We start from the raw sequence: 12517 nt of genomic DNA on the forward strand, positions 1-12517 counted from the left end.
TCAATAAAGTAGGGTTATTATATGCTACCTTGCACGCAAAATAAGAAATGATTACTCATTCACCAATAAAGAATTAAGCCCTCAAAAGGAAATTATAATGAAAAAAACAGTATGTGGTATTGCGGTTATTGCGGCTCTTATGTCAACCAATGTTCTTGCTCATAAAGAAGGTGATTTCATCATCCGTGCAGGTGCAGCAACAGTATCTCCAAACGACAGCAGCGGCGCTGTACTTAACAATCCAGACCTAGAGTTCTCGGTTGATTCTGATACTCAGCTTGGCCTTACTTTCGGCTACATGTTTACTGATAACATCAGTTTTGAAGTATTAGCCGCGAGCCCATTTTCTCACAGTATTTCTGTTAATGGTTTAGGTAAAGTTGCTGACACTAAACACCTTCCGCCAACGTTTATGGTTCAGTACTACTTCGGCCAAGCGAACAGTGATTTCCGCCCTTATGTAGGTGCGGGCATTAACTACACTGTCTTCTTTGATGAAAGTTTGAATGGTACGGGTAAAGATGCAGGCTTGAGTGACTTGTCTCTTGATGACTCTTGGGGTCTTGCTGCAAACATCGGTATGGACTACATGATCAATGAAGATTGGTTCTTGAATGCGTCAGTTTGGTATGCAGACATTAGCACTACAGCGAAATACAAAGCGGGTGGAAAACAGTACTCAACAGACGTTGATATCGACCCATGGGTATTCATGATCGGTGGTGGTTACAACTTCTAACCCTCCTTATTTGTTTACTAAAGGCGCTCAAGCATCAGTCAGCTTGGGCGTTTTTTTTTGCTTTCTTGTTAATAGAGTGCTCATCTTAACTTTCTGTTGTTATGAGTAAAAGAAACCTATTATCGTCATTTATTGTTAATAAAAGAGAAAGATAACTGTCATAACAGCCCTCTATGATCGCGATTCTAATTATGGAGGATATATGAATCGTAAATTTAATAAGCTGACTCTATTACTGCCTATCGCGGTAAGTTCTGCTCTGGTTGGATGTTCTCAGTCAACTTCAACGTTGGTAACACCATCAACAACTGCTCCGCAATCTCAAACGTCACTTAATGCTTTTAGCCTTCAATGCCAATCCATCCAACAGCCAATCGCGAGTGATGCTGAGGTAACCGGAATCAGTCTGGTTGGTCGTGCTATTGCCGACGCCCCGTTTGATACTTCTGCAGCCGAAATCGTCAGCTACGATTCATGTACCGACAAGCTTTATGTGGTTAACGCTCAAGCGCAGAAAGTCGATGTGTTGTCGATGAACGCTGACAGCGCACCAACCTCTGAGGGCTCTATCGACCTTCAATCAGCCGCTGCGGCTTCTGGTATTAATATCGGTGCTGCGAACAGTGTATCGACTCATCAGGGTTTAGTTGCTGTCGCGATTGAAAACGCCGACAAGCAACAAAATGGCATCATTGCTCTGTATCGCTCAGACACGCTAGAGCTTATCACCACATACACTGCTGGTGCATTGCCAGACATGGTGAGCTTCTCGAAAGATGGTCGCTATATTGCCTCTGCAAATGAAGGTGAGCCGAATGCGGATTACAGCATTGACCCTGAAGGCTCAGTAACGTTGGTGGATCTAACCAATGGTCCTTTGCAAGCGAAAGTCACGCAGATTGATTTTAAGGCATTTAACCAAGGCCAGCCACGCCATACAGAACTAACCGACAAGGTTCGAATCTCAGTGCCTAATGTAACCGTTGCTCAAGACCTTGAACCGGAATACCTAACGTTTGCTGATAACGGAAAGCTATACGTAGCCCTTCAAGAAAACAATGCATTGGCAGCGATTGACGTGGCGAGTGCAGAAGTGGATGCGATTCTGGGATTAGGTGGAAAGCCTTGGGATACTGCTCAGTTGGATGCGTCAAACAAAGACAAAAACATCGGTAACCTACAAAGCTACGCAATGCTAGAAGGCCTTTACATGCCAGACAGCATCACCAGCTACAGTGTTGATGGCAACACCTATATTGTGACTGCGAACGAAGGTGATGGCCGTGAATATGGCATCAAGACGACACAACAAATGTGTGATGACAAAGGCTTTGAGTGGGATGGTGACGATTACCAAGGCACCGAAAACTACACCACAGAAAAAGACTTTTGTATTGCTTATGTCGATGAAGTGCGTGGCAAGAAGCTAGACGTTGATGTTAACCACCCATTAGCTGGTGCATTGAAAGACAATAAGCAACTTGCTCGTCTTAAGGTGATTAAGCCACAAGGGACACTTGCTGCTGATCAAAAGGTTCAAGTATTCGGTAGCCGCTCGTTCTCTATCTGGGATGAGTCAGGCGAGTTAGTGTTTGATAGCGGTGATGATTTTGCTCGAATCGTACTTGAGCAAGATCCTGAAAACTTCAACAGCACCAATGATAACAACCAGAGCGGTGATGATCGCAGTGATGATAAAGGGGTAGAGCCTGAAGCTATTGAAGTCGCTGAGATTAACGGCAAGCAGTATGCTTTTATTGGACTTGAGCGCCAAGGTGGCATCATGGTTTACGATGTAACGCAGCCTAAAAATACAAGTTTCATTAGCTATCTAAATAACCGCAATTTTACTCAACCTGTATGCACTAAGGTTGATGAAGACGGTGATTGCGACAACGATACGTACAACCCGAAAGCAGGTGACCTAGGCCCTGAGTCGATCAAGTATTTCACTCGTTCTGGTAACCACTTTATCGCGGTTGGCAATGAAGTGAGCGGCAGCACATCAGTTTATCGCGTTGAGTTTTAATCACGGTTACTGCGTGTAACTAGACTCAACAAAAACAAAAGCGCCACGACTTGTTAAGTCGTGGCGCTTTTTTAGTTTATTGATGGCTTGCTGAAACTAAAATAAACGATAGTAAGTTGTAGGGTTTAGTCGCCGAACAACAATCAGAGAAGAGCAAACATTTTGATGAAAAAATTTCATACCTTCATTTTGGGAAGGTTTAACATAGTAACGTCTCTTCAGCCATGCTCGCTTACTGGTATCAAAAGTTCCTCTAGCGCTTATATAGAAAGCTTGCTTTTTCTGCTGCGTAATAAATATGTTTGTCAAACGACATCTATTCAATGACACACTTTTAAAGAAGTAGGTAAACGTCGATTTCAACTGTTTCCCCATCAGTTAAATGGGGGAGATTAAGTTAATTCATCATAGGTAAGTTCACGATTGCAAAGACTACCGTGATATACGACAGACGTGTTGATAAAAATAGGCACCCTATAGATTTAGCGCTTACGGTTGTTGAATTAACAGTAATATATTCGGGCAACAAATGTACTCCGAAGTTACCTCACCATTTTGTAAATGACCTTTCTAATTTATAAAACAATCATTTGTCGGGCTAAGTGTTGCTGTCTCATATCTCAGTTTAATAACTAGATGATAAGTATTTGTTGCTTAAATGTTAATAAAAATTAACGTGGTCTGACCAGGTGGTGGTTAAATTTACACCTTTTTTAGGGAGCTTAAATTTATCGAAGTGCTGTAGCGTTGTTGAATTTAAGGTCTGAAACCGTTTAATAACTAAGGAAAGTTAAACTATGACAACTTACTGTACGCCGTTAGAACAGTTGAAAGCTAATGTTAAAAAGCACCCTGACAAAGTGTGGCTTCATCAACCTGTTGATCGTAAGTGGCATACTTATACATGGTGTGAGGCAGATATCGCGGCACGGAAAGTCGCAAAAGGTTTAGTTGACAATGGACTAGTCGAGGGGGACAAAGTCTCCATCATCGCTAAAAATTCGGCTGAGTGGTACATATGTGACTTAGCAATAATGATGGCTGGTCTGATTAGTGTCCCGATTTACCCAACAGCAAGTTCAGACAACATAAAGTACGTGTTGGAACATAGTGGCGCTAAAGCGATGTTTATCGGCAAGCTTGATGATTCCAAAGAGCTCAGCAAAGCTTTACCTGATTCATTACTTACCATAGCAATGCCTAGTGCTAAAGTTGATTGCAAGCTTGATTGGCGTGCTTGGTTGCCGATGTTAACGCCACTTGAAAATATTAACATCCCCAGCCTTAACGATACGTTTTCGATCATCTACACCTCTGGTAGCACTGGTTTGGCAAAGGGAGTTGAACTTAGTTATTTAAACGTTGCGTCGTCAGCAACATCTGGCAGTGAGATATTTTTTCAACCGGGGGAAACTCGCGTTATGTCTTATCTGCCATTAGCTCATATCACTGAGCGTTGTGTGGTTGAACTTCCATCGATTTATAATCCAGCTGAAGTGTTTTTTACTGAATCAATTGATACCTTCATTGAAGATGTTAAATATGCTCGCCCAACTGCTTTCCTCTCAGTACCAAGACTATGGACTAAGTTCCAGTCTAAAATCTTGGCGAAGATGCCAAATAATCGTTTACAGCTACTACTAAAAATCCCGATTATTGGCCAAATTGTTGCGCGTAAAATACGTGAAAATCTAGGACTTCAAGACACGGTTTTATTTGGGTCTGGTAGTGCACCTATTTCCCCAGAAGTGCTTCTGTGGTTCCATAAGATCGGTATTAGTATCGGTGAAGGTTGGGGGATGACAGAAACGTCAGGCCTATCGTGTAGCAATGTCCCTTTTGATTTCGAGCACCTTGGAACAATTGGAACGCCTCAACCGTGTGTCGAAATGAAATTATCTGAAGAAGGTGAAGTTCTGATCAAAGGGGATGCTGTCTTCTCGGGATATTACGCAAATGAAGAAGCCACCAAAGCCGCTTTTGAAGAGGGTTGGTTTAAGACGGGTGATAAAGCCGAGCTCAATGCTAATGGCTCGTGGCGAATTATTGGACGAGTAAAAGAACAGTTTAAGACGAGTAAAGGAAAATACGTTTCACCTGTACCCATTGAAAGCAGCTTAGGTAGGAATCCAGATATTGAACAAGTGTGTGTTATGGGAATTGGTAGAAAACAACCGATTGCATTAATTGTTTTAGGCGAAGGCACACCTAGTACCGCTGCGCATGTACGAAAAGAACTTAAAGCTACTTTAAGGAAAGTAAACAGAGAATTAGAAGCTCATGAGCGGCTAGATCACCTGATTTTAGTTGAGCTGCCCTGGAGTATTGAGAATGGCTTGCTAACGCCTACATTAAAGCTCAAAAGGGATAAAATTGAAGAGCGTTATGAACACTTACTTAACTTGAATTTACCTTATGAGGTCATCATTGAAAGTAAATTAACAGAGAAAGATAAGTCTTCTAACACTGCTTACTCTAAACGAGTGTCTGCAAGCGCATAAATAATCTAAATTAGACGGAACTAACAATGTCACAGCTATTAAGAAGGACAGACAACTTATCTAAGTTGTCTGTGAATAAGCACAACTATGCATTTGGTTTTTTTAATTGGCCCCAACATATTGAAGAGGACTCATGGTGGCAATCTCCTGATATTTTAAGTGTTAGCCTTACTGAAAAATTCGAAACTTTTTCTGAAGAACAACTTAAAAAATTATCTAAATGGGAGTGCGTGAATACTTTTAGCCTCAATTATACCGGAGAGTTGGAGTTGATACATGAGGTAAGCCGGATACTGAATAAAGTTACACTAAAAGATGCTAGAGAATATCTTTTTCATTTGATTGATGAAGAAAACCAGCATATGTGGTATTTCCATAAGTTTTGTAAAGACTATACCAATACTGTTTATCCTAATAGAAAGCTTCAATTGGAAAATCCAGTATTAACTCCTTCTGAAGAACAGTTTTTAATATTCGCGAGAATATTGATTTTTGAAGAGATTGGCCACCACTATAATATTGTTAATGCTAAAGATGAGCGTGTTCACCCTTTTGTAAGAGAAATAAATGAAGAGCACTACAAAGACGAATCAAGACATATAGCATACGGTCGTCAACTTCTTGAATACTTGGCTCCTGCGGCGCTTGAAAGTGAGGGAAGCCCTCAAATGTTAGCGAAGCAGCTACAAACATCGATAGATATTAATATTGGAGCACTCTATAACACATCTGCATATCGTGATGCTGGGATATTAGAACCACTGGCACTGAGAACTGAACTAATGAATAATCCAATGCGCATCGAATTCCATCGAGAAAAATTATTGAAACATGTCACTCGATTGCTCATCAGGTGCGGTATACCTTTGGAGGAAGCTTATCAATGAGTAATAAAATGGAAAAAGGATTCTTGGAGTTGTGTGAATGGTTACAAAAACGAACAAAATTAAATTCACCAATTGAACACGATATTGATTTAATTAAAAACAAGATCGTAGATTCTCTTGTTTTTGTTGAGTTCTTAATGGTTCTTGAACAGTCAACAGGCTTGATTATTGAAGTCGATGAAACTCTTCATGATAAAGTAAAAACCCTAGCTTCGGTAAAAAAACACTTCTTTGAGGATGAAAATCAATATGTCTAATAAAAGCCAACAGATCAATTTACTCGAACTTATTAAACAACCTCTTTATGATAGTCAAGAATCTATTTTTATAACTGGAGCGACGGGTTTTCTAGGAGGTAACTACCTTTACTGGAAGTTACATACTCCGGGAAAAATATTTGTTCTATCCAGAGGCGATTCTGAGCAAGAGGCACTTTCGCGTATTAAAAATAACTTGAAATCCTGTGCTCAAAGTTATGATCTGCCGGATATCCCAGAAGATGAGTTAGAGCGGAAGCTCGTGTGTGTTCGAGGAGACCTCAAGTCACAAGGATTAGGACTCAGTCAAAAGCAGATAATACAGTTACAACAAGCAAATATAACCGAAATATGGCATTTTGCAGCAAGTTTATCTTATCGTTGGGAAGACCAAAATAAAATTGATGCGACAAACTTAATAGGTACTCAAAACTTACTGGATGTTTCAGAAAAGTTGAAAGTTAAGCGATTTATTTATATATCAACAGCATATACCGCAGGTAAAACTAGCGGGTCAATAAAGGAGCAACTGCATAGCGAGGATACAGAATTTACTAACTATTACGAACAGAGTAAGTGCTATGCGGAAAAGTTAGTTTCACAATATACTGCATCTATGGGGATTGCTTCCACGATAGTTAGACCTTCCATTGTTTTGGGGCCAGTATTGACTCAGCGCAGTGGAGGAACTCGATTTGGTTTGTATGGATTTTTTAATGAGATGTATCAGATCAAATCAACGTTATCTCAGTTAAACCATAAAATTCGACTCGTAGGCGATCCCGAAGCTGTTGGCAATTTTATTCCTGTCGATCAGGTAGTAGCAGACTTACTATATCTACGGTCGATTAACTTTGGTTCACAACCTATTTATCATTCTGTAAACCCCTCAAACTTAAGGGTCTTTGACGTAATTCAACAATGTGAACAACACATAGGGACTGACTGTATTGACATTGTTGATTCTAGAGATAGTGAAACGACAACACTTGAATCAATGTTTGATGGAAGAACAGAGTTCTATGAAGGGTATTATGGCACGTTGAAATCTTTTGAACGTTCATTGCCTCATCATAAGCCAATGTCACTAAATGTTATGGATAACTATATTCGTATGTTTCAAGAAGAACTTGTTCTTGAAGGTAGCGATGATTCGTTTGAACGTCATCAAGTAAAGACTTGGGATGGTAACTTACTAACTGTATACACAATGGGGTCACCTAAAAAAGAGACGCTCATTATTGCTAACGCATATGGGATGCCAGTTGATTTTATGCAACCTCTAGCCTCTCGCTTGTCGCGAGATTATCACGTTGTCACTTGGGATACCCGTTGGGTGCCTGGAATTACTCAAGGTTTTGAATTAGAAAAGTGTCACTCATTAACGCATGCAAGGGATGCGATAAGCCTACTCGATTCCTTCGACGTTAAACAAGCTTCAATGATAGGTTGGAGCAGTGGTGTCCAAGTTACACTGCGAGCCTTGAGTGCATTTCCTTCTCGTTTTTCTTCAGCAGTACTCTTAAATGGAGGGATTTCATTGCAGAAAAGGAAGTTACCAGTAAGTGAATTCGAACAAAGTTTGAAGAGTCTTCTCCCCAAAATTAGCTCGTCTAGAAGAAATGCAGAACTATATTGTCAGTTGATATACGGAAACATCCAAGGAGATGCTGACGATAAAAGAGCAATCAATTCGGTAATAAGTAGCACTGACCCGAGATTAATGGCAATGACAAGCCTACCTTATCAAAACAGTGAAACGTTGTACCGATATGCCAATATGATGAACAACTTATTTAATGAACGAGACGATGCATATACAAGTGATGCTCATCAACCAATGTTAGTTGTTGGTTGTCAGAACGATGAAATTACACATCCTGAATCTGCTGTTGAGCTGTCGAGGTCTTTGAGTAATGGTCGATTGTTAATGTTAGAAGATAGTGGTCATTTTGCTCATTACTATGACAGCTCGCTTGCGGAGTCGATCATCCAATTTATCGCGCAATTTAAAAAGGAGCAAGAAGGTGTTCCAGCTTAGTCTTCGACTTAAGCAAGCTTTTCAAGCACACCGAGAACGACCTGCATTATGGGTAAAAAATGTAACATATACCTATGAGCAGCTTGAAGATCGCGCCAGTCAGTTGGCGCGATCTTTACTCCAGCTAGAGCAACCCAATGCTCTACTATTGGTTGGAAAATCGTTTGACGGTTATGCTTCTATACTTGCTTGCACGTTATCTAAAATAACTTACATTCCTCTCAACAATACATTTCCTGTTGAAAAAATTGCCTCGATTATTCGTACGAGCGGATGCAGTACTTTATTAGTCGATGAAGAAAGCATTGACTTACTAGAGTCTCTATTACCTTTGTGTGATAGGAAGCTGAAAATTATTCGTTCATATGATTTAGCGATAGATATCCATGAGGATAAGATTTTCAAAATAGGTTCTAGGCGTAGTGATCTTACTTCAGGTTGCAATGAACAAAAGTTTGATAATTTGCAGAGTTCTTATGTTTATCTAATGTTCACTTCAGGTAGTACAGGATTACCAAAAGGCGTACCAGTTAATGAGCAGAACTTACTTAGTTATTTAGATGGCATTACTTCACTGTACAACTTCGATCATCTAGATAGACATAGTCAGTTTTTCGATTTTACGTTTGATCTATCGGTTCATGACATTTTTGTATGTTTGACCACTGGTGGGTGCCTATATGCAGCCACTGAGTTTGATAAATTGCTTCCGACTAAGTTTGTTAACACCCACAAGTTAACAGTCTGGTTTTCCACGCCATCAATGGTGACATTTGCGAAGCAGGCAATGGGAGAACGTTTTCAGTTTGAAAAGATGCCAACGTTGAAACATAGTCTTTTTTGCGGTGAGGCTTTAACGGACAGTGTTGTTGAAGACTGGAGTTGTTTGGCTGAAAACTCAACATTGGACAACCTGTATGGGCCAACAGAAGCAACAATTGCGTTTACTTTGTTTAGGGTTAATAGAGACGATGAAGCAGCGCATCCAATAGTCCCAATTGGAAAGCCTTTTGGCCAAAACCGCTGCGTTATTTTGAATGATGAGCTGCTCCCTGCCGAGTTTGGTGAAGTGGGGCAACTTTATTTGACTGGCCCTCAGGTTGTAGACGGGTACTGGACAGATAGTGATAAAACAAACCAAGTTTTTATAGAATGGTCACCATGGAATGATAGCGTTGTTCAACGGCTTTATAAGACCGGAGATTTGGCGAGCTATGACTCTAGTGGCGTAATGTACTTCCATGGACGTGTCGATCATCAAGTTAAGCTCAGAGGCTATCGCATAGAGATACAAGAAATTGAATCATTGATTCGTCGTTTTACTGCTTCAGATAGGATCGTAGTCGTTCCGTACCCTTATGGAGAAAAGGTGTGTAGTGGTTTAACTTTGTGTCATAACGAGCTTGGCTTTAGTGCAGAGGATCTAGTTGAACTTTGTCGTTCGTCGCTACCTACATATATGGTGCCCGATACCATCGTTTTTTTAGATAAGATTCCTACAAACAGTAGTGGAAAGTTAGATCGTAGAGCCATTATGGAGATGTTGAAAGCCAATGAATAAAGTTTTTAACGCTACTCAATCATGTATTTTTTGTCAGATTAATCGTGATCAATCTGCTCATTTCCTCATTGCGAAGTCTAACTGTTTGATAGCTGTACTTGACATACATCCGATAACGGAAGGTCACTTACTTATTCTCAGTAGAAGTCACGTTTCTCATCTTGAAGAGCTAAATGATGATGAATACAAGGAGTTGTTCTTGTTCGCTAAGAAGTTGGGGCTGAGAGTTATCGAGGCATTTGATGATGTCAATGATTATACATTGGTGGTAAACAATGGAACATATTCAGGACAGCATATTCCTCATGCTCATATTCACTTAATTCCACGACGGAAATGGGACAACATTAATTTTTACTGGCGATTACTTACAAGGTTTATTAACCCGACCGTTTCAAAAAGGCGCTTGCTAAAAGTGTCTCAAAAACTGAAAAGTCATTTTTGAAGTCGACGACTGTTTGTATCAAGCGAAACGCAATGATAGAGACAGGGTAGAGAGCAGTTCTGATAGAGATACAAAAACGTGTTTTCAGCGAACAAGCAGCAAATAAAGAAGGGATCTGCAATCTATTTCTAGTTACAGGTCCCTTCTTTATTCAATGTCAATTATGACGTGATGTTTGTTATTGCGTAAAGCCTATGGCTGTTGCTTAGTTGGCGCTAGAGCAATTTCACGGATACAAACGTTCTGTGGTTGCTGGTAAGCAAATGATACCGCGCGAGCAATATCGTCAGCTGCCAGTACGCCGCCCATGTCTTCTTTCCAAGAATCGTAACCGTCTTTGATCTCTTGAGAGGTAGTGTGCGACAGAAGCTCAGTTTCTACAGCGCCCGGTGCGATAGTCGTAACACGAACATTTGAAGCAGCCACTTCTTCACGAACGTTCTCAGAAATAGCGTGTACCGCGAATTTAGTACCACAGTAAGCTGCGTGGCTTGGGAATGTTTTTTTACCTGCGATAGAGCTGATGTTGATGATAGTACCTGTGTTGCGTTCCATCATCGGAGCAAGTACAGATTGCATGCCGTTTAGAAGGCCAATCACGTTCACATCGAACATTGTCTTCCACTCTTGAGCGTCTTGAGTATCGATCTGACCAAGAAGCATTGCACCAGCGTTGTTGATAAGCGCGTCTACAGGGCCAAATTTCTCTTCACCTTGTGCGATTGCTGCATCAAAAGACGCTTTGTCTGTTACGTCTACTTTTACAGATAGAGAGTTTGGTAGGTTCAGCGCTTCAAGGCGGTCAACACGACGAGCTAAAAGTAGCAGAGGGTGACCTTCATCGCTTAGACGACGAGCGATTGCCTCACCAATACCAGAGCTTGCACCTGTAATTACGATTAGTTTTTTCATTTTATTTCCTCTGTACTTTTATTGCGTCGGTTGGCTACGACGTGTTGTTTAAGTGCATTCGAATCAAGTGCTTGTTGCCTTGCTTCGTTGCGATGGAGGTATATTAAGGAAAATAGCATTGTTGATATATAGCTCTTTACTTGAAACACTGTTGCTGTGGTGCAACAATAAAAGCGTCTTTCTCATAACTTCATTAGTAAGCTGGCGGCCATGCTCAATCAAATTAACCTGTCTGATATTCGTTCTTTCGTGCTTATCGCTCGTTTAGGTAACTTCACTAAAGCAGCGGAGGAGCTTGATGTGTCACGCTCCCACGTATCACGCCAAGTGAGTAGCCTGGAAAAACAGATGGGTGTGACACTGTTTATCCGCACCACTCGAACCTTAAGACTGACGCAAGCAGGGCAAGATCTGTACGCGAGATGTGAACAAGCCTTAGATAATATAGACCAAGCCTTGATTGCTGCGGTGGACGATGTCGAAGAAGTGCGTGGCGACATAAAAGTAAATTGTGTCGGGGGTTATCTTGGTGAGGTGATCATCGCGGATCTGGTCAATGAGTTTATGCAGCTCTACCCAGACATCAGCATCAGTCTTGATTTTAGTAGTAACCGAGTCGATCTGATTGAAGACGCTTTCGATATCGCTTTTCGCATGGGGAGCTTAGAAGATGCAGGGTTTATCGCAAGAAAGCTTCTGGACATTGAGATGGGAACACTCGCGAGCCCAGAGTACTTTGCTCGTAAAGGAAAGCCTAGTCACCCCAAAGATCTGATCCATCATGATTGCTTAACCGGCTCGGTGCGTAAGTGGAGCTTTCAAGCGCTAGATGACACCAAGAAAACGGTCGATGTGCATGTGACGGGCAGACTGCAATGTAAAAATGGGCGAGTGTTGGTACAGGGCGCGAAGTCGGGTAATGGGATTATTCGTGTTCCAACCATCTATTGCTTACAAGAACTCAACGACGGGCAACTGCTGCAAGTGTTTGATGAGTGGGTGGTGCCGAAAGTGGACTTTTCAGCGATCTACCATCGAGACCGCTATCAACCAAGCCGAATTCGAACCTTCATTGATTTTGTGAAAGGACGTTTTGAACAAATGCCAGTCAGTTAAGCGCTGCGTGCTGTCTTCCGTTTTTTGAC

General features: G+C 41.2%; 10 protein-coding genes. 9 read left to right on the forward strand and 1 reads right to left on the reverse strand.

Annotated elements, in window-relative coordinates; genetic code table 11:
• Window positions 1–97: 97 nt before the first annotated feature.
• From ompW to L3V35_RS06480, 8 genes are all read left to right on the forward strand, one after another.
• Window positions 98–739, forward strand: coding sequence for an outer membrane protein OmpW (gene ompW, locus L3V35_RS06445; protein ID WP_054546281.1), 642 nt, complete (start codon window positions 98–100; stop codon window positions 737–739).
• A gap of 202 nt (window positions 740–941) precedes the next feature.
• A complete protein-coding gene (locus L3V35_RS06450; protein WP_237298897.1) occupies window positions 942–2768 on the forward strand; it encodes a choice-of-anchor I family protein in 1827 nt (608 codons plus the stop codon).
• Window positions 2769–3595: 827 nt separating this feature from the next.
• Window positions 3596–5269: an AMP-binding protein gene (locus tag L3V35_RS06455; protein WP_237298899.1), complete on the forward strand. Its 1674-nt coding sequence runs from the start codon at window positions 3596–3598 to the stop codon at window positions 5267–5269.
• A gap of 26 nt (window positions 5270–5295) precedes the next feature.
• Window positions 5296–6156 (forward strand): diiron oxygenase, encoded by an 861-nt coding sequence (locus L3V35_RS06460; protein WP_054546284.1) that lies wholly within the window; start codon window positions 5296–5298, stop codon window positions 6154–6156.
• Window positions 6153–6413: a hypothetical protein gene (locus tag L3V35_RS06465; RefSeq protein ID WP_032555445.1), complete on the forward strand. Its 261-nt coding sequence runs from the start codon at window positions 6153–6155 to the stop codon at window positions 6411–6413. The genes L3V35_RS06460 and L3V35_RS06465 overlap by 4 nt, the downstream gene beginning before the upstream one ends.
• Window positions 6406–8454: an alpha/beta fold hydrolase gene (locus L3V35_RS06470; RefSeq protein ID WP_237298901.1), complete on the forward strand. Its 2049-nt coding sequence runs from the start codon at window positions 6406–6408 to the stop codon at window positions 8452–8454. Before L3V35_RS06465 ends, L3V35_RS06470 begins: the two co-directional genes overlap by 8 nt.
• Window positions 8441–10015 (forward strand): AMP-binding protein, encoded by a 1575-nt coding sequence (locus L3V35_RS06475; RefSeq protein WP_054546285.1) that lies wholly within the window; start codon window positions 8441–8443, stop codon window positions 10013–10015. Before L3V35_RS06470 ends, L3V35_RS06475 begins: the two co-directional genes overlap by 14 nt.
• Window positions 10008–10460 carry an HIT family protein gene (locus L3V35_RS06480; RefSeq protein ID WP_054546286.1) on the forward strand — a complete coding sequence of 151 codons (453 nt, stop codon included), beginning with the start codon at window positions 10008–10010 and terminating at the stop codon, window positions 10458–10460. The genes L3V35_RS06475 and L3V35_RS06480 overlap by 8 nt, the downstream gene beginning before the upstream one ends.
• 192 nt (window positions 10461–10652) lie before the next feature.
• Here L3V35_RS06480 and L3V35_RS06485 read toward each other — a convergent pair whose 3' ends face one another.
• Window positions 10653–11372 (reverse strand): SDR family oxidoreductase, encoded by a 720-nt coding sequence (locus tag L3V35_RS06485; protein ID WP_004733012.1) that lies wholly within the window; start codon window positions 11370–11372, stop codon window positions 10653–10655.
• Between the two features lie 210 nt (window positions 11373–11582).
• Between L3V35_RS06485 and L3V35_RS06490 the strand changes: the two genes are divergently transcribed.
• Window positions 11583–12488 (forward strand): LysR family transcriptional regulator, encoded by a 906-nt coding sequence (locus L3V35_RS06490; protein WP_065206294.1) that lies wholly within the window; start codon window positions 11583–11585, stop codon window positions 12486–12488.
• The last annotated feature ends 29 nt before the right edge of the window (window positions 12489–12517 follow it).

It is taken from the genome of Vibrio sp. L5-1, from assembly GCF_021728315.1.
Classification (GTDB): Bacteria; Pseudomonadota; Gammaproteobacteria; order Enterobacterales; family Vibrionaceae; genus Vibrio; species Vibrio splendidus_K.